Source organism: Deinococcus apachensis DSM 19763 (assembly GCF_000381345.1).
Classification (GTDB): domain Bacteria; phylum Deinococcota; class Deinococci; order Deinococcales; family Deinococcaceae; genus Deinococcus; species Deinococcus apachensis.
In genome coordinates, this window is the sequence record NZ_KB906408.1 from 1 (window position 1) to 15,842 (window position 15,842).

General features: G+C 68.0%; 17 protein-coding genes and 1 rRNA gene. 6 read left to right on the plus strand and 12 right to left on the minus strand.

Annotation, left to right across the window (positions count from 1 at the left end; all coding sequences use genetic code 11):
- Nucleotides 1-138 (minus strand): 23S ribosomal RNA (locus F784_RS0114680); the annotation flags it as partial.
- A 232-nt stretch (nucleotides 139-370) separates the two neighbouring features.
- On the opposite strand from F784_RS0114680, the gene F784_RS0114685 reads away from it, so the two are divergent.
- Nucleotides 371-1,117, plus strand: a complete 747-nt coding sequence (locus F784_RS0114685) for a phosphodiester glycosidase family protein (RefSeq protein WP_026332498.1) — start codon at nucleotides 371-373, stop codon at nucleotides 1,115-1,117.
- A 54-nt stretch (nucleotides 1,118-1,171) separates the two neighbouring features.
- Here F784_RS0114685 and F784_RS0114690 read toward each other — a convergent pair whose 3' ends face one another.
- Together F784_RS0114690 and paaZ are read right to left on the minus strand one after the other, a co-directional pair.
- Nucleotides 1,172-3,451 carry a DUF937 domain-containing protein gene (locus F784_RS0114690; protein WP_019587485.1) on the minus strand — a complete coding sequence of 760 codons (2,280 nt, stop codon included), beginning with the start codon at nucleotides 3,449-3,451 and terminating at the stop codon, nucleotides 1,172-1,174.
- Nucleotides 3,452-3,665: 214 nt separating this feature from the next.
- Nucleotides 3,666-5,744 (minus strand): phenylacetic acid degradation bifunctional protein PaaZ, encoded by a 2,079-nt coding sequence (gene paaZ / locus F784_RS0114695; RefSeq protein ID WP_019587486.1) that lies wholly within the window; start codon nucleotides 5,742-5,744, stop codon nucleotides 3,666-3,668.
- 32 nt (nucleotides 5,745-5,776) lie between these two features.
- Between paaZ and map the strand changes: the two genes are divergently transcribed.
- Nucleotides 5,777-6,520 carry a type I methionyl aminopeptidase gene (gene map / locus F784_RS0114700; RefSeq protein WP_019587487.1) on the plus strand — a complete coding sequence of 248 codons (744 nt, stop codon included), beginning with the start codon at nucleotides 5,777-5,779 and terminating at the stop codon, nucleotides 6,518-6,520.
- 2 nt (nucleotides 6,521-6,522) lie between these two features.
- On the opposite strand, the gene paaD is transcribed toward map, so the two are convergent.
- From paaD to paaA, 4 genes are all read right to left on the minus strand, one after another.
- Nucleotides 6,523-7,017 carry a 1,2-phenylacetyl-CoA epoxidase subunit PaaD gene (gene paaD / locus F784_RS0114705; protein ID WP_019587488.1) on the minus strand — a complete coding sequence of 165 codons (495 nt, stop codon included), beginning with the start codon at nucleotides 7,015-7,017 and terminating at the stop codon, nucleotides 6,523-6,525.
- A gap of 4 nt (nucleotides 7,018-7,021) precedes the next feature.
- Nucleotides 7,022-7,792 (minus strand): 1,2-phenylacetyl-CoA epoxidase subunit PaaC, encoded by a 771-nt coding sequence (paaC, locus tag F784_RS0114710; RefSeq protein ID WP_019587489.1) that lies wholly within the window; start codon nucleotides 7,790-7,792, stop codon nucleotides 7,022-7,024.
- Between the two features lie 8 nt (nucleotides 7,793-7,800).
- Entirely contained in the window at nucleotides 7,801-8,436 is a 636-nt protein-coding gene (locus tag F784_RS0114715; RefSeq protein WP_019587490.1) for a hypothetical protein, read from the minus strand.
- Between the two features lie 66 nt (nucleotides 8,437-8,502).
- Nucleotides 8,503-9,459, minus strand: a complete 957-nt coding sequence (gene paaA / locus F784_RS0114720) for a 1,2-phenylacetyl-CoA epoxidase subunit PaaA (protein WP_019587491.1) — start codon at nucleotides 9,457-9,459, stop codon at nucleotides 8,503-8,505.
- Nucleotides 9,460-9,584: 125 nt separating this feature from the next.
- On the opposite strand from paaA, the gene F784_RS0114725 reads away from it, so the two are divergent.
- The gene (locus F784_RS0114725; protein ID WP_019587492.1) at nucleotides 9,585-9,980 is read left to right on the plus strand and encodes a RidA family protein; all 396 of its coding nucleotides are present in this window, start codon (nucleotides 9,585-9,587) and stop codon (nucleotides 9,978-9,980) included.
- Between the two features lie 79 nt (nucleotides 9,981-10,059).
- On the opposite strand, the gene F784_RS0114730 is transcribed toward F784_RS0114725, so the two are convergent.
- A complete protein-coding gene (locus F784_RS0114730) occupies nucleotides 10,060-10,251 on the minus strand; it encodes a hypothetical protein (protein WP_019587493.1) in 192 nt (63 codons plus the stop codon).
- Nucleotides 10,252-10,403: 152 nt separating this feature from the next.
- On the opposite strand from F784_RS0114730, the gene F784_RS0114735 reads away from it, so the two are divergent.
- The gene (locus F784_RS0114735) at nucleotides 10,404-11,354 is read left to right on the plus strand and encodes an aldo/keto reductase (protein WP_026332499.1); all 951 of its coding nucleotides are present in this window, start codon (nucleotides 10,404-10,406) and stop codon (nucleotides 11,352-11,354) included.
- Between the two features lie 22 nt (nucleotides 11,355-11,376).
- Here the strand turns inward: F784_RS0114735 and F784_RS0114740 are convergent, their stop codons facing one another.
- Nucleotides 11,377-12,087, minus strand: coding sequence for a HepT-like ribonuclease domain-containing protein (locus F784_RS0114740; protein WP_019587495.1), 711 nt, complete (start codon nucleotides 12,085-12,087; stop codon nucleotides 11,377-11,379).
- Between the two features lie 60 nt (nucleotides 12,088-12,147).
- Between F784_RS0114740 and F784_RS0114745 the strand changes: the two genes are divergently transcribed.
- Nucleotides 12,148-12,540, plus strand: coding sequence for a 4'-phosphopantetheinyl transferase superfamily protein (locus F784_RS0114745; protein WP_019587496.1), 393 nt, complete (start codon nucleotides 12,148-12,150; stop codon nucleotides 12,538-12,540).
- Between the two features lie 89 nt (nucleotides 12,541-12,629).
- Nucleotides 12,630-13,094: a hypothetical protein gene (locus tag F784_RS0114750; RefSeq protein ID WP_019587497.1), complete on the plus strand. Its 465-nt coding sequence runs from the start codon at nucleotides 12,630-12,632 to the stop codon at nucleotides 13,092-13,094.
- A gap of 54 nt (nucleotides 13,095-13,148) precedes the next feature.
- On the opposite strand, the gene F784_RS0114755 is transcribed toward F784_RS0114750, so the two are convergent.
- Genes F784_RS0114755 through F784_RS0114765 form a run of 3 tightly spaced genes read right to left on the minus strand, consistent with a single transcriptional unit; the run spans nucleotide 13,149 to nucleotide 15,737 of the window.
- A complete protein-coding gene (locus F784_RS0114755; RefSeq protein WP_019587498.1) occupies nucleotides 13,149-14,765 on the minus strand; it encodes an MDR family MFS transporter in 1,617 nt (538 codons plus the stop codon).
- Nucleotides 14,762-15,232, minus strand: a complete 471-nt coding sequence (locus F784_RS0114760) for a MarR family winged helix-turn-helix transcriptional regulator (RefSeq protein ID WP_040383286.1) — start codon at nucleotides 15,230-15,232, stop codon at nucleotides 14,762-14,764. The genes F784_RS0114755 and F784_RS0114760 overlap by 4 nt, the downstream gene beginning before the upstream one ends.
- Before the next feature lie 49 nt (nucleotides 15,233-15,281).
- Nucleotides 15,282-15,737, minus strand: coding sequence for an NUDIX hydrolase (locus F784_RS0114765; protein WP_019587500.1), 456 nt, complete (start codon nucleotides 15,735-15,737; stop codon nucleotides 15,282-15,284).
- Nucleotides 15,738-15,842 lie beyond the last annotated feature (105 nt).

Consider the following 15,842-nt stretch of genomic DNA (forward strand, 5'->3'; position numbering starts at 1 on the left):
CTTGCGAGGTGGGTTTCCCCATTCGGACACCCCCGAGTCAATGCCGCTCTCCGGCTCGTCGGGGCTTTTCGCAGGTAAGCGCGTCCTTCTTCGGCTCCAGTGCCTGGGCATCCACCGTGGACCCTTGCTATCTTGACCCTTCCTTCAATCCCTCCCTTACGGGAGGGTATTGTTACGCGTTTCTCGCACGTCCTTCGCTTGTCATGCTGCTCGCCTCAACCGAGGCTCAGAAAAGATACAGGCCACTCGCCAGGCTGTCAACCCCTGCCCCCACATCCTTTCTTCAAGGCAGAAGTCCTTGCCGATAAGGCCGTTGCGGGCGGCTTTTGATCACCCCGACCTCATCCCAGGGCCGCATGATCGGCTGGATATGCCGTCCGTCCGCGCCTCCCGACTCCTGTGGATCACTCTGCTCTCCTGTTCACTGACGGCCTGCTCGCAGGCGACGGGGCTGGAGGTGCGGCGGATGACATCGGGCGGGATGCTGTACACAGTGGCGACGGTTGACCCGGGGCGGGACACATTGCGGCTGCACTGGAAGAACCCGGCGACCGGGCAGCCGTACCGCACCTTTCAGGAAGTTGAGGAGCGGCTGGGGAAGGAGGGCGTGCGGGTCCTGTTCGCCACCAACAGCGGTATCTATGGCCCCGGGCTGGAGCCCCTTGGCCTTCATGTCGAGCAGGGGCGGACGTTGGTGGGGATCAACAACGCCCGCTCGGGCGGAAATTTTGCGCTGCTTCCCAACGGCGTGTTTTGGGTGAAGGGGAAGCGGGCAGGGGTGACGGAAACGCAGGCGTACCGGCGGCTGAACATCCGGCCAACCTTCGCCACCCAGTCGGGGCCCCTGCTGGTGCAGGGCGGGAAGCTCCATCCAGCCTTCAACCCGAAAGGGACCAGTTTCAAGGTTCGCAGCGGGGTCGGCGTCTGCGAGGACGGACAGGTGCGTTTCGTGGTGAGTGCTGGGCCGGTAAACTTTCACAGCTTCGCGGTGTTTTTCCGGGACACGCTGGGCTGCCCCGACGCGCTGTACCTCGACGGCAGTATCAGCGCGTACGCGACGCCCGATGCCGACACCCAGTTCGCGGACTTCGCGGGCATCTGGACGGTGAGCCGCTGAGGGTGGCCCAGGAAGAAAGCCGCCCCGGCTGGAGCGGCTCTGTGGACCGAAGGGTTACTTCTGTACGGTCAGGGTCACGCTACTCAGGGGCACGGCACCCGACTCGCCCAGCGGGCGAACCTGGTAGGTCACGCGGCCCGGGCCGGGGTTGCTCTGGTAGCTCCAGCCGCAGGTGGAGTCAAGGCGAACATTCTTGGTCCCCACGACGCGCTCACCGCGCCTGACGGTTACGCTGTAACCCTCGCCCTGGCCCACGCCGCCGAAACGGAAAGGCTGACTCACGGTCTGCCCGTCGCTGATGCTGAGGGTGTAGTCGCGGTTGCAGGCCGCCGCGCTGGCATTCGGCGAGGCCGCCGCAACGGCCGCGGCCACCTGTCCGAGCTGACTACCGCCCGGCCCCTGCACGCTGTAGGTGTGGGCGCCTGCGGTGGGACTGGGCACCTCTAAGGTCCAGGCACCGTCCCCAGCGACCGTCACGTTGCCGAGGCTGGTACCGTCCTCAAAGACCTGCAACGTCTGCCCGGGAGTGCCGGTGCCGCGCAGGGTGAAGCCCCCGGCGGGAAGCTGTGCGTTGGCAGCGGGTTCGGTGATAGCAAAGGCCGGGGTGACACCCGTAGCGTCCCCAGCGACTGCGCCCGTCGTGCCCGGGGCAGTGTTACCCGCCGCATCGGTGCCATTACTGGGCGCAGTCGCATCCGTCGCCCCACCCGGCGCCGCGCCGTCCGTACCCGTCACGCTGACCTGGGCCTCAGTAGACGCCCCTGCCTGGCCGCTGATGGTGTAGGTATGTTCGCCAGGAGTTGGGGCGGGAATGGCGGCTTCCCAATTGCCATCAGGACCGACCCTGACACTGGCGACGGGCTGGCCCCCCTCCTCGATACGCAGCGTGTCGTTCGCCGGACCCGTGCCGCTCATCACGAAATCGTCGGCGGGAACGGTGGCGCCGGAGGCCGGGCGGGCGACTTGAATTCCATTTCCGGTCGCTCCTGTTGCCGGAGTACCGCTTGTCGGTACAGTTCCCTGCCGGTTTTGGAGCAGCCAGCAGCCACCGAGGAGAAGCAGGAGCAGCAGCGGAAGAATCCACCGGGGAAAACCGCGCCGACGTTCAGTGGTCGGCGTGACGGTAGGGGTCGGGGGCGGGGGAGCCATGGGGCTGGTTGGAATCGGCGCGGGGGAAGCTTTGGTCACTGTGCCTGTCGGTGTGGCCGCCCCCGTTTCCGTCGTGACCGGCGCCAGGAGGGCGGCGAGGCCCGTCATTCCCGCGGGCAGCATTGCCGCCAAACCACCGCCCATACCGCCGAGCAGACGGCTGAGGGCCGGGGCATCCAGTTTGTCTGCTTGGGCGCGGCGGACGAGCAGCCCCAGCACCAGCGGGGTGAGCAGGGCGAGGAGGCGGCCCGCGTTGGCGCCCGAACCGCCGATAGCCGAGCCCAGCCTTCCCGTGACGCGGTCCACGTTGGGAAACAGCGAACCGATCAAACCCCGGCCCTGGCCTTCGATCCGCGCAGTCTCGGCCGCGTCGGTAAGCAGGGCCGTGTTCAACCCGCCGCCCGCATCGGTGAGGCGCTCGAACTCGCGGCTGCGTTTGAGAAGGTCCGCCGCACCCTCTCCAGTGCTGGCCTTGCCCGCGATGGCGTGCAGCACGAGGGGAAGGGCGGCCAGGGTCGCGCGGCCAGCCGTTCCGCTGCTGAACCCTGCTGCCCGGCCCAGGCGGTCTGCTGTCGCTCCGCCGAACTCGCCCTTCAGAAAGCTGATCAGACCCCCGGGAGTGAGTGGTCCGGTGTCCGCGTTTGTCGTCTCGACACTGGTTCCTGCCGGGGCAGAACCTCCAGCCGTGGCAGTGATGACCCCCGCCTCGCCTATGTCGGCCGCGCTGCCCGGACTTTGCCCAAAGTCCGAAAGAAAACTCCCCACATTTCCGGTGGTCAGGCCGCGCTGCCCCAGAAAGCTCAGCAGCAGGGGGAGGGACAGGTGCAGGAGCCTCTGCACGCTGCCCCGGTCCAGGTTTCCGGTCACCTGTCCGGTGAGGCTCTCCGCCCGGCCGCCCAGCAGAGCCGGAGCCAGCAGCGCACCCGCCTGCCCGAGTTGACTGGCCCCCTCCGGGCCGCTCAGCGCGTCCTCCACACTGGCGAAGGCAGGCAGGGACCCGAGGGCCTCCCCGATGTCGGCCTGCCCCCCGGGCGTGCGCGCGTGGTCGGCGAGGGCGCCTAGTTGCAAAGGCAACCCAGCGCGTAATACCCGTTCAGCGTCTGCGGCACTCAGGCCCACCTCACGGCCAAGGCGTTCGGTACTGGGGGCGTCGAAATACGTCTGAATCAGTTCTGCAACGTTCATTCGTCTCCTGGGGGGCAGGGAAACTGCACCGCCTTCAACCGTGGCGGGACAGGGAGAACTCTAGGGCTAGCCGCGCCTCATGAGCACGGCCCCACTCAACGTAGCCCAACCCCCTGGAAAACTACTCACCCTGCCCCATGACCGTTCCCTAAGGAACCTCGACCACAAGGAAGCCGGGGGGAACGTCCTCGCCCCCGGCTTCGGCCAGAAGCGCTTAAGCGTCCGCCTCGTCCCGCGGCCGATCCACGAGCGTGAGGATGTCGTAGGTCGCCACGAGTTCGTCCCGCTGGTTCGTGATCTCGGCGTGCCACTCGACCACACCGGTCGGGCGCGTCTCTCCGGGGCGCAGGTCCTTGCGAATCTTGCGCTTGCAGGTCAGGCGGGTGCGGATGGTGTCACCGATCCCGACGGGCTCGACAAAGCGCAGGTTCTCCAGGCCGTAGTTTGCCAGCACCGGGCCGGGCGCGGGGGACACGAACTGCCCGGCGGCGGCGGAGATCAGGAAGTAGCCGTGCGCCACCCGCTTGCCGAAGATGCCCTCCTTGGCGCCGATCTCGTCCACATGGGCGTAGAAGTGATCACCGGTCAGGCCCGCGAAGTTCACGATGTCCGCCTCGGTGACGGTGCGACGGTGAGTCAACAGGCTGTCGCCGACCTGAATCTCGTCGAAGGACTTGCGGAAGGGGTGAACCACGTCCTCGCGCACCTCGGCGCCCACCACGTACTCGCGGGTGATTGCGGCGAGGGTCGTTGGGTCAGCCTGCACCGCCACCTTGTTCATATGGTGCTTGATGCCCGAGAGGCCGCCCAGTTCCTCACCGCTGCCCGCGCGCCCGGGGCCGCCGTGCTTGAGCTGCGGCAGCGGGGAGCCGTGCCCGGTGTTCTCCTTCGCGTTCTCGCGGTTCAGGACGAGGAGGCGCCCGTGGGTGCTCGCCATGCCCATCACGAGGTCGGTCGCCTCAGCGCGGTCGTGCGTCATGATGCTTCCGGCGAGGGAGCCGCGGCCCATCCGGGTGAGTTGCACCGCCTCCTCCAGCGTGTCGTAGGGGAGCAGGGTCGCCACCGGGCCGAACGCCTCCAGCTCATGCGGGCCGCGCGCCGTCAGCGGCGACTCGCACAGCAGCAGGGTGGGGTCGAGGAAGGCGCCCTTCTCGCGGTCGCCGCCCAGCAGTTCACGCTCCTCGCCGCCGATGACGATGCTGCTTTCCGCCTTCAAAGCATCCAGGGTCCTCTGCACCCGCTCACGTTGCTCGGTGCTGACAAGGGCGCCCATCCGCACGTCGTCGCGGGAGGGGTCGCCCACCGTCACCTTGCTCAATTCCTTGCGGAGGGCGGCCACGACCTCCTCCACCCGGTCACGCGGCACGATGGCGCGGCGGATCGCGGTGCATTTCTGCCCGGCCTTGCCCGTCATCTCGCGGGCGACCTCGCGCACGAAGAGGGCGAACTCGGGGTCCTCCGGGCGAACCGTCAATCCCAGCACGGAGGCGTTCAGGCTGTCTGCCTCGGTGTTGAAGGGCACGTTGCGCGCGACGATGGTGGGGTGCACCTTGAGCTTCGCCGCGGTCGCCGCCGAGCCCGTGAAGGCCACCATGTCCTGCTCCTCCAGGTGGTCGAGGAGGTCGCCGGGATCGCCCGTCACGAGTTGCAGCGCCCCCTCCGGCAGCAGGCCCGAGGCGATGATGTCGCGCACCACCCGCTCGGTGAGGTAGGCCGTCTGCGGGGCGGGCTTCACCAGGGTGGGCATTCCCGCGATGAAGGCCGGGGCGAGCTTTTCCAGCATTCCCCAGACCGGGAAGTTGTAGGCGTTGATCTGCACCGCCACGCCCTCGCGCGGCACGAGGAGGTGCCGGGCCACAAAGGTGCCGCCCTTGCCCAGCCGCTCCACCTTGCCGTCGGGCAGGAAGCGTTCGTCGGGCAGCTCACGGCGGGCCAGGCTCGCGTAGCTAAATAAGGTCCCGATCCCGCCCTCGATATCCACCCAGCCGTCCCGGCGGGTCGCGCCCGTCAGCAGGTTGAGGGCGTAGTAGTCCTCCTTGCGCTCGGTCAGGTATGTCGCCAGTGCCCGCAGCGCCCGCGCCCGAGCATGGAAAGTCCACTTGCGAATCGCCGGGCCGCCGACCTCGCGCCCGTAGCGCAACGCCTCCGCAAAATCCACCCCATCGGAGGAGATGACGGCGACGGGGCGGCCATACACGGGGTCGTAGAGGGTCTGGCCGTCGGGGCTGGCGTGCCAGATGCCGTACACGTAGGAGGCGGGGCGGAGGATGTCAGGGGTGGGGAGGGTAGTCATGGAGGCTCCTTGAGGTTGCACTAGAATCACGTATGACGGTTAACAACGAGCGTGACCTGGAGGGGATGAAATGGGCCGGTCAGGTAGTCGCCCGAACGCTTGAAGCGCTGAAGGCCGCTGTGGAGCCCGGCATTACGCCCGCCGAACTGGACGAACTGGCTGGACAGATTTTTGCCCAGTATGGAGCGTTTTCGGCTCCCCGCGCTGAGTACGGCGCTCCCGTCAACGTGTTCATCAGTGTCAACGACGATATCGTTCACGGGTTGCCGACGAGTCGGCCCCTCGACGCGGGCGACGTGGTGTGCATTGACGTGACGCCCAACGTGGGGGGATACGTCGCCGACGCAGCCGTGACGGTCGCTGTTCCGCCCGTCTCTCCCGTGACCACTCGCCTGATCGCCTGTGCCGAAGCCGCTTTCGCCCAGGCCATGAAAGCCGCCCGCGCGGGCCGCCCCCTGAACGGCATCGGGAGGGCGATTGAAGCGGAAGTGGCGCGACGCGGGTTTACGCTGCTGCGCGAATTGCAAGGACATGGTGTGGGCCGAGCCATTCACGAAAAGCCCGACGTTCCTAACTTCTACCACCCGGCACTGAAAAAACCCTTGCACGAAGGGCTGGTGATCGCCGTCGAGCCGATGGTTTCCACTGGCCGAAACTGGCGCACCAGAACTCTGCGCGATGGCTGGACGATCTCCACGACTGACGGAGGGATCGCCGCGCACTTCGAACACACCATCATGATTACCAGGGGTGCGCCGCTGATTTTGACGGCCTGACCTCAAACGCTCTTGAATCCCTCGAACGGCTCCCTGCACGAGTCGCACACGTAGAGCCGCTTGCACAACGTCGGGCCGAAGCTGGCCGTCATCCTCACGTTGAGCGAGCCGCAGCGGGGGCAGCGGGTGGGGTCGGGGTCGAGGGAGATGAGTGGGGAGGCCGCCGCGGGGGCGGGCGGAGCGATGCCGTACTGGCGCAGCCGCTCGCGGGCGCCTTCCTGAATCCAGTCGGTCGTCCAGGGGGGCGTGAGGGTGCTGCGAACCTCCACATCCTCTACACCCAGGGCGCGCACGGCCTCGCCGATGGAGTCGCGGATGACGTGCAGCGCGGGGCAGCCGGAGAAGGTGGGGGTAAAGGTGACGGTCACGTGCCCGCCGTCCACCGTCACGTCCCGGACCATGCCCATGTCGGTGACGGACACGACGGGGATCTCGGGGTCGGGCACGGCGGCGAGGGCGGTCCAGACCTGTTCGGGGGTGACGTGGGAAGCGGTCATAGGGTCACCAGACCTCGGCGTTCACGTGCTGCCGCGCCACGCTCTGCATCTCGGCGAGCAGGGGCGCGAGGTGTTCGGTATGCATGTCCCGCCCTTCTGAAGCCTGGGCTGGAACCATCGGCAGGAGGAGGTCGCACTTCTCGGTCAGGTGGGGCAGCACGAAGCTCTCCCAACTGGCGCGCACCTTTTCCAGCTCGGGCAGGATTCCGACGGCGACCAGGTCGGCCTCACCAGGCAGCGGGGCGAAAAGTTGAGCGACGTGGGGCCACAACTCGTTCAGCGCGTTCTGGGTGCGGAGGCGGCTCTCCTCGGTCCCCAGCGCCAGCCGCTCCACCCAGAGGGCCGTGTGCTGGAGGTGGAACTTCTCCTCGCGGACGGCTTTGGCGGCGACTTCAGCCAGTGGGACATAGTTGCTGTTCTGGGCAGCGCTCAGCCACAACGCCTCGTAGGCGTCGAAGAGGAACTGGCGGAGCATGGTGAAGGCCCAGTCACCCTTGGGCAACTCAACCAGTCGGACGTTCGTGTACTCGTCCGCCCCCCGGAAAAAGGCGAGGCGGTCAGCGTCGGAGTTGTCGAGCGACCGTCTCAGATCGAGGTACAGCGTCGCGTGCCCCAGTTCGTCCTGTGCGATGTTGGCGAGGGCGATGTCCTCTTCCAGAATCGGCGCGTGCCCGGTCCACTCGCCGTCCCGGTGCGCGAGGATGATCTCGTCATCGGCGAGGGCGGTGAGTTTGCGGATCACGGCTTCCATCTGAATGGGCGTGAGGGTCGTCATTGGCTCGATCATCGCTGTACCTTGGGCGCCTTGTCGTGCGGGTGGCTGTAGACCTTCTGGTCGCCGACGTGGGGTTCCTCGTTCACGCGCTGGGGCATGCGGCCCTCGCGCTTGAGTTCGCCGACGTGCTTGCCAATCACGCCGTAAAACTGTTGCTGCTTGTAGGTTTTGTCCTTGGCGGGGGCGAACCAGCTTTCCACCGTGCCGGGGTCATCGTCGGTGCGGACGACGGCGCATTCGGGGAAGACGAGCCAGGTCAGCGCGTCGGGATGCTGCTCCCGCGCCTGCCGCAGTGCGTCACCGGGCCCGCTCGCCTCCACGGTGCCGACGAGATCAACGAAGGTCATGGACCGCTTGTGTGTCCGCTTGAGGCCGGCGTGATAAGTGCCTGTCTCGCCGGAAGTTTCCAGCACTTCAGGCCGGGCCACGATCTCTTCCGGCGTGGCGGTCAAGATGTCCGACTCCCGCACACACCAGAGGCTTACAGCAGAGGGACGGCGCACGAAGACGTTGCGGGCGGTCAGCAGGGCGTGGTTTGGATCCCCAGCGTGGACGCTGCCCACCGCCTGATAGGGCCGGTTCGGCGCGTCCTGCTTGAAGACCTCCCAGCAGGGCCACTGGGTATCGGGGGGGAATGTCGTCATCTCTTCACCTGTCATGGCAGGTGGGCCGTGAGGGGCAGCAATCCGTCCCCCACGGCCCATCCCAGTTCAGTCCGCCGCTTGGCTCATCTGCCGCGCCGCGTACGCCCGCATCGCCTCGCGCACCCAGGCGCCGTCCTCGTGGGCCTGCTGACGCGCGCCGAGACGCTCCTTGTTCAGCCCCTGCTGGCCCTTGATAACGGCCCAGAACTCGTCCCAGTTGATGGGGCCGTGCCGCCAGTTGCCCTGCTCGTCCTGGTGCAGATCGGGGTCGGGGATGGACAGCCCAGCCTCCAGCAGCTCCGGCGCGTGTTCGTTGATGAACTCCTGGCGCACCTCGTCGTTCGTCTTGAGCTTAATGCCCCACTTGGCGAGGGCGCCCGTGTTCGTGCTGTCAGCATCGTGCGGCCCCAGCATCATGAGGGCGGGCCACCACCAGCGGTTCAGAGCGTCCTGGGCCATTTGCTTCTGCTCGGGCGTGCCCTGGGCGTAGGCGACGATCATCTCCTTGCCCTGCTTGTGGTGGAAGGTCTCCTCCGAGCAGATGCGGACCATCGCCCGAGAGTAGGGACCGTAGGAGCAGCCCGCCAGCATGGTTTGGTTCTTAATCGCTGCGCCATCCACCAGCCAGCCGATCATGCCCACGTCGGCCCAGCTCATCGTGGGGTAGTTGAAGATGCTGCTGTATTTGGCATTGCCACTCAGCAGCGCGTCCAGCATCTCCTCGCGGCTGATGCCCAGCGTCTCGGCGGCGTGGTAGAGGTACTGGCCGTGCCCCGCCTCGTCCTGCACCTTGGCGATCAGGATGGTCTTGCGCTTGAGGCTGGGGGCGCGGGTGATCCACTCGCCCTCGGGAAGCATGCCCACGACTTCCGAGTGCGCGTGCTGGGAGATCATGCGGATCAGTTGGCGGCGGTACTCAGCGGGCATCCAGTCGCCGGGCTCGATCTTCTCGCCACGCGCGATGCGGGCCTCGAAGGCGGCATGCTGCTCGGCGGTCTCGTTGGCGGGCAGGGGCTGGGTCATGGGACTCCTCCGGAGAAGGGGCAAGGTTGCCTAACGCTCGTTAGGTAAGTGTACAACAAACGCGAAAAGTTCGCACGGCCACGGTCGTGAAGTCTGAACGGGACGCCCCGGCGTAGGCTTTGTGGATGAGGCAGAACATCAGTGGGACTTCCCCCTGGGAGAGCGTGGTCGGGTACTCTCGAGCGGTGCGGGTCGGCAACGTCGTCCATGTCGCGGGCACGACTGCCACGGTGGATGGGGAGGTGGCGGCCGTTGGGGACGCTTACGAACAGACCCGTGTCGCCCTGGAGATCATCGGGCGGGCGCTGGAGGTAGCGGGAGCGGGGCTGGAAGACGTAGTCCGCACCCGCCTTTACGTCACCGACATCTCGCAGTGGGAGGCGGTCGGAAGAGCGCATGGCGAAGTCTTCCACGACATCCGCCCCGCCGCCACGATGGTGCAGGTCGCCGCGCTGATCGACCCCCGCCACCTGGTAGAAATCGAGGCGGAAGCCGTTCTGGTAGGGAGTGCCAGGCTGTGAGGACGGGGCTGACCTGCCTCAAAAAGCAAAAAGAAGGCCCAGCTCGCATAGGGCTGGGCGTGCTATGCGAACGCGGCGCTCAGGCGATCAGGCGTGCGGACTGAAGGACCCGCTGCATCAGCAGAAGGTACCCGGCGCTCTCGCGCGAGAGGCGGCCCGCGCTGTGCAGGGCACGCAGGGTGGGCAGGTGGTAAAGCTCGCCGTCCTCGCCGCGGACCATGTCGTCGAGGTTGAAAGGAGCCACCTTCAGGGCCTTCTTCGCTTCATTCATACGCTCTCCTGACGCACCCGTCACACCGCATGAGGCACTTCTTTAGTTAGTCTAAAGTATTGCCACATTTTCTTTCTGAACTCTGACAAGAAAGCAAAAAATCTAGACGAGACGCCCTGAAAGCCGCTGTCCGGCATGGACGATACGGCTCTATGTCTTCCCCCCTGCTCCCACCCGACACACCTCGCCTGGGCCTGGGGCTCGCCGCACTGGGGCGCCCCGGGTACATCAACCTGGGGCATGGGGCGGATATTGGGGCAGCGAGAGATGTCGAGGAATTGCGAAAACGCGCGTGGACCGTGCTGGACGCCGCCTGGGCTGCGGGGCTGCGCTACTTCGACGCCGCGCGGAGTTACGGGCGGGCGGAGGAGTTTCTGGGCGGCTGGCTCAGGGCGCGCGGCCTTCACCCGGTCGTCGGCAGCAAGTGGGGCTACACCTACACGGCGGGCTGGCGCGCGGACGCCGAGCAACACGAGGTCAAGGACCACTCCCCCGCCACGCTGGAGCGGCAGTGGCCCGAAACGCTGGCGGCGCTGGGCCGCCGCCCCGACGTGTACCTGATCCACTCGGCCACTCTGGAGACGGGCGTGCTGGAGGACGAATGGGTGTTGGCAGGGCTGGCCGAACTCGCCGAGAACGGGGTGCGGGTGGGCCTGTCCACCAGCGGTCCCCGGCAGGCGGACACGTTGCGGCGGGCGCTGGACGTGCAGGTGGACGGGGTGAACCCCCTGAATGTGGTGCAGTCGACGTGGAACCTCCTCGAACCCTCGGCGGGTGAGGCGCTGGCAGAGGCGCATGCGGAGGGCTGGAGCGTGGTGATCAAGGAGGCGGTGGCGAATGGCCGACTCACCTCCCGGGGGGATGTTCCGGCCCGGCTTGCGCGCCTGTGTACCGAGCTGAACACGACACCGGAGGCTATCGCCCTCGCCGCTGCGCTCGCGCAGCCCTGGGCCGACGTGGTCCTGAGCGGGGCGACGACCGTGGGGCAGCTTCGCAGCAACGCGGCGGCGCTCGGGCTGGGCATGGACCCGGAGGCGCTGGGCGACCTCTCGCAGTCGCCGGAACGGTACTGGGGGGAGCGGGCAGCGTTGCCGTGGACGTAGGGACCGGAGCAGGAACCCGTTCCTACTTCTCGCGGTCCAGGTCCTCTCCCCTTTCCGCCAGAGCCTGAAGCGCGGGCCGCAGCCGGGGCAGCTCCACCCTCGCCGTGTGCCATACCAGCGCCGGATCGATCCCAAAGTAGTCGTGGGCGACGAGGTTCCGCACGTCACGCAGCAGGACCCAGGGAATGCCGGGGGCCGCGTCCTGCACGTGCTGGGGAATGAACTTGGTCGTCTCGCCCAGCCGCGCCAGATTCCGCAACACCGCGTCCTGGCTGCGCTCGTCGGCCAGGAAGGTCGTGAGGGTGTGCCCCGCCGTATACTGCGTCACCCGGTCGAGCGCGTTGAGAAGGTCGAAGACCCTCCAGCGCCAGCGTTTTTGCCGGTGCGTGTCGGGGGGCGGGTGGGGCACTTCAAGGACATCCACCGCGTCGGCCAGGATTTCGCCGCGCAGCGGAGCCTTGAGTCCGCCCTCCGTCATCACGTCTACTCGGCGGCCCAGCAGGGTTTCGAACACCGCCCGGGCGCGCATCAGGTCGAGCAGCCCGGCCTCGCCCACGAAGTCCACGAGGAGGTCGATGTCGGCGGAACCGTTCGCCTCGCCCCGGGCCACCGAGCCGAAGACGCGCACGCGGGAGACGCCCGCCGAGCGCCACCGCGCCTCCCCGGCCCGCAGGATTCCGGCGATGGTGGGCAGACGCAGGTCGGGAAAGAGGGCGGGGGGCGGAGTGGACATGGGGGGGAGGATAGAGCCTTTCACGCCCTTTCCACGGGCCGGGCGCCTATCCTGCCCCCAATGATCGTCGCCATCGGACACGACCTGATCGAGATCGAGCGCATCCGGGGCCTGCTCGCCCGCGAGGGGGACCGAGCGCTGAAACTCTTCGCGCCCCCCGAACTCGCCTACTGCGCGCGGCTGGCCGACCCCGCCCCCAGTTTCGCGGCCCGGTTCGCGGCCAAGGAGGCGTTTCAGAAGGTCTGGCCTCGCCCACATGGATGGCGCGACGTGTGGGTCGAGCGCGAGCGCACGCCGGATGGCCCCTTTCCCTTCGCGCCCCCGGTGCTGGGCTTCGCGCCCGAGATCGCGGCGGAACTGGAAGCCCGCGGTTGGACCACCCACCTCACACTGACGCACACGAAGGAGCATGCCTCGGCGGTCGTGGTGCTGGAGGCGCGGGCACTCGCGTGAGCGTCACGGGCCGAGCCAGCCCAATACAGCCGGGGTGAATCGTCGCTTCCCTGACGGCACGTCCGCGCTCCGCCAGCTTACGCTGGGGCATGAAGACGCTGCTGCGGACCGCGACCCTGTGCCTCGCGCTGCTGGCCCCGGCGGGCGCGGCCCAGACGACCCTTCCCGTTACCCCCGCCCCGGCCACCCCGGCCGAGCAGTCGGCCCTGACCCGTGGCCGCGCCCTGATCGCCGACTTCTACGCGGTGCGGGTGGAGCGCGTGTGGGAGGCCTTTACCCCCGAGGTGCAGGCGGAATGGGGTACGCTCACGGCCTTTCGCGCCTTCCGGGAGGCGGGGGTGAAGACCTACGGGGCCGAGCGGCGGGTCCTGGGCGAGCGCACCTTTACAGACGCGGGCAACACGTACTACGTCCGCAGCGCGACCTTCGAGCTGGACGACCGGACGATCTGGGCCGTGGTCGTGGGCTTCGACTCTGTGGGACGGGTGAACCTCTTCGGCATCGCCGCCGAGGGGGAGCAGACGCCGGAACGGGTCGCACAACTCAGGAAATGAGGAGCCGGGACCCAGGGAGAACATCTGGGTCCCGGCTCCACTCTTCGCCGAGCTTTAATCGGTCGCCGCCGCCTCGCGCCTTTCGGGGGCCTCTGTGCGAGCCGGGGCCCTCCGCCCGGCCAGGGGTCGCTCGGGCAGGGCCAGCGTGACGAGGAAGGCCACACCCATGAGCAGGCCCGCGATCAGGAAGACGTGGTCGATGGCTCCGGCCATCACCCCGCGCAGGGCGTTCAGGATGGGGGCGAAGAGGTCGGGGTGCCCCAGCCGCGCCAGCGCCGCCTCCAGTTGACCGGTCGCCTGCGGGCTGGAGAGCAGGTTGGGGTTGGCGATGGCCTCCTGCAGGGGGGCGGGCAGCGCGCGGGCTCCCGCCGGAAGCTGCGCGCCCAGGTTCTGCGCGAGCTGGGCATTCACCAGCGCCCCGAACAGGCTGACGGCCAGCGTGCCCCCGATCTGCCGGAAGAACTGGTTGCCACTGGTCGCGCTGCCGAGCTGGTCCCGCGGCGCGGCGTTCTGCACGGCAAGCGTGAGCTGGCTGTTCACCGGACCCAGGCCGATGCCCAGCAGCACCATCAGGCCGACCGCGATCCACAGCGGGGTGACGGTCCCGAGCGTCGTACTCAGCCCCAGGGCGACGGTAGCGACGAAGGCGCCTCCCAGGATGAGCAGCTTGTACCGCCCCGTGCGGCTCACGATCTGCCCGCTGAGGGTGCTTGTCGTGATCATGCCCAGCATCAGGGGCGCCAGGGCCATACCGCTCCCGCTGGCGGAGCTGCCGCGTACCCCCTGCATATAGAGGGGCAGGTACAGGATCGCGGCGTACATCCCCGCGCTCGTGAGGAAGCCCGCGGCGGACGCGAGCGAGATGGCCGAGTCGCGCAGCAGCCGCAGGTTCAGGATGGGCTGCTCCTGCCGGGCGCTGTGCCGCACGTACAGGCCGCCGAGGACGAGCGTGGAGGCGAGCAGGCCCAGGATGCGGGCGCTGTCCCACGCATAGGTGCCGCCGCCCCACGAGAGGGCGAGGGTCAGGGTCGTCACCGTGCCGCCGAGGAGCGCCGCGCCCAGGGCGTCAAAGGGCCGGTGGGTGCGCGGGCCGGTCGGGGCGGGCAGCCGGAAGAACCGCCACACGAAATACACCGCCAGCAGCGCGAAGGGCACGTTCACGAAGAACACGCTGCGCCACCCCAGGTGGTCGGTCAGGAAACCGCCGACGAGCGGCCCCACCACGCTGCTGACCCCCCAGACGGCGCCGGTGTACCCCTGATACCGCCCGCGCTCGATGGGCGTGAACAGGTCAGCGATGGCGGTGAAGCTCATCGCCATGAGCGTTCCGCCGCCGATGCCCTGGAGGGCGCGCAGCGCGATGAGCTGCCCCATGCTCTGCGAGAGGCCCAGCAGGACGCTGCCCAGCGCGAACACCACGATCCCCAACAGGATCAGCGGTCGGCGGCCGTAGCGGTCGCTCACCGTCCCCACGATGGGAATGGTGATCGTCGTGGCGAGCGAGTACGCGGTGAAGGCCCAGGCGTACAGGTGAAAGCCGCCCAGATCGGAGATCACGCGCGGCATGGCGCTGCCGACCACCGTCATGTTCAGGCTGGAGAGGAACAGCACCGTCAGGATGCCGACGAAGGCGAGAATCTTGTCCCGGTGGGAGAGGCTGGCCGTGTTCACAGGCTCACCTCCTCGCGGGATGGGGTCAGGGCCGCTTCCAGCCCCTCCAGCGCGACGAGCGCCGCGTGGACCTGGGTGGGCGGCAGGTGCCCGAAGTGGGCCTGCACGATGTCCTGGGAGGCCGCGCGGGTTCGGGTCCGCGTCGCCTCCCCGGCCGGAGTGAGCCGCAGGCGCTGGCGGCGGAGATCGCTGGGATCCGTCACACGCTCCAGCAGGCCCTGCCCGGCCAGCTTGGTCACGATCCGGGTCACGGTGGGGGCAGGTAGGCGGTGATGCTCGGCGACCGCGCCGGGGGTATCGAGGCCGTCCATCACGGCGGCGAGAACCAGGACTTCCTTGGTGTTGAGGTTGACCGCCTGCTCCAACGGCTCGTCCAGCACCTGCCGGAAGCGCCGCGACAGCCGCAACGTCTGACGAACGAGCCGGTAAAGCTCGTCGGCGGAATGGGAGGAATCTCTACTACTCATTTCAGATGAAAGTATTTCATATGGAAGGAGGAGGTGCCAGCTTCTTTCGTTACTGTTCGGGGAACAGCAGCAGGCCCTCCACACTGTCCAGTTGCTCGGAAAGCCACTTCCCCTTGAGGAGGTGGGCCTCCAGCACGGGCGGCAACCAGGGGAGGCAGTCCTGCGGCAGCTCGTTCGGCGGGAACCAGCCCACTTCCGACGTCTGGAGGAGGGGCCGGGGCACGCCCTCCCAGACTTTGGCGGCGAACAGGAAGTCGGCGCCGGTCACGCCCTCCAGGTCATAGCGGCTGACGCCCAGGAAATGGAGGTTGTCCGGGTTGACGCGCAGGCCCACCTCCTCCCAGGCCTCGCGCGTCGCCGCCTCGGCCAGGCCCTCGCCCCTCTCCACGTGGCCGCCCGGCAGGCCCCAAAGGCCTGCGCCGTAGGAGACGTCCGCGCGGCGGGCAAGCAGGACGCGCCCCGCCGGGTCGAGCAGCACGGCCCACGCCACCAGATGAAAGGTCATGGCCCAGCCTAGACCGCCGGGCACCGTGCGCTATGCTGGCGGGTGCGTCACCGGGGGTGCCCACGCGCCGTGCCTCAACAGGCCGGAGCGGGGCTGAGAGACACC

Excerpts from the sequence above, each read along its gene's own strand:
- F784_RS0114765 (WP_019587500.1), bottom strand. The coding sequence starts at position 15,737 with ATGACCTTTCATCTGGTGGCGTGGGCCGTGCTGCTCGACCCGGCGGGG.
- F784_RS0114745 (WP_019587496.1), top strand. The coding sequence starts at position 12,148 with ATGATCGTCGCCATCGGACACGACCTGATCGAGATCGAGCGCATCCGG.
- F784_RS0114715 (WP_019587490.1), bottom strand. The coding sequence starts at position 8,436 with ATGACGACATTCCCCCCCGATACCCAGTGGCCCTGCTGGGAGGTCTTC.
- F784_RS0114725 (WP_019587492.1), top strand. The coding sequence starts at position 9,585 with ATGAGGCAGAACATCAGTGGGACTTCCCCCTGGGAGAGCGTGGTCGGG.
- F784_RS0114740 (WP_019587495.1), bottom strand. The coding sequence starts at position 12,087 with ATGTCCACTCCGCCCCCCGCCCTCTTTCCCGACCTGCGTCTGCCCACC.
- F784_RS0114685 (WP_026332498.1), top strand. The coding sequence starts at position 371 with ATGCCGTCCGTCCGCGCCTCCCGACTCCTGTGGATCACTCTGCTCTCC.
- F784_RS0114730 (WP_019587493.1), bottom strand. The coding sequence starts at position 10,251 with ATGAATGAAGCGAAGAAGGCCCTGAAGGTGGCTCCTTTCAACCTCGAC.
- paaC (WP_019587489.1), bottom strand. The coding sequence starts at position 7,792 with ATGACGACCCTCACGCCCATTCAGATGGAAGCCGTGATCCGCAAACTC.
- F784_RS0114760 (WP_040383286.1), bottom strand. The coding sequence starts at position 15,232 with ATGAGTAGTAGAGATTCCTCCCATTCCGCCGACGAGCTTTACCGGCTC.
- paaZ (WP_019587486.1), bottom strand. The coding sequence starts at position 5,744 with ATGACTACCCTCCCCACCCCTGACATCCTCCGCCCCGCCTCCTACGTG.
- paaD (WP_019587488.1), bottom strand. The coding sequence starts at position 7,017 with ATGACCGCTTCCCACGTCACCCCCGAACAGGTCTGGACCGCCCTCGCC.
- map (WP_019587487.1), top strand. The coding sequence starts at position 5,777 with ATGACGGTTAACAACGAGCGTGACCTGGAGGGGATGAAATGGGCCGGT.
- F784_RS0114690 (WP_019587485.1), bottom strand. The coding sequence starts at position 3,451 with ATGAACGTTGCAGAACTGATTCAGACGTATTTCGACGCCCCCAGTACC.
- F784_RS0114750 (WP_019587497.1), top strand. The coding sequence starts at position 12,630 with ATGAAGACGCTGCTGCGGACCGCGACCCTGTGCCTCGCGCTGCTGGCC.
- paaA (WP_019587491.1), bottom strand. The coding sequence starts at position 9,459 with ATGACCCAGCCCCTGCCCGCCAACGAGACCGCCGAGCAGCATGCCGCC.
- F784_RS0114735 (WP_026332499.1), top strand. The coding sequence starts at position 10,404 with ATGTCTTCCCCCCTGCTCCCACCCGACACACCTCGCCTGGGCCTGGGG.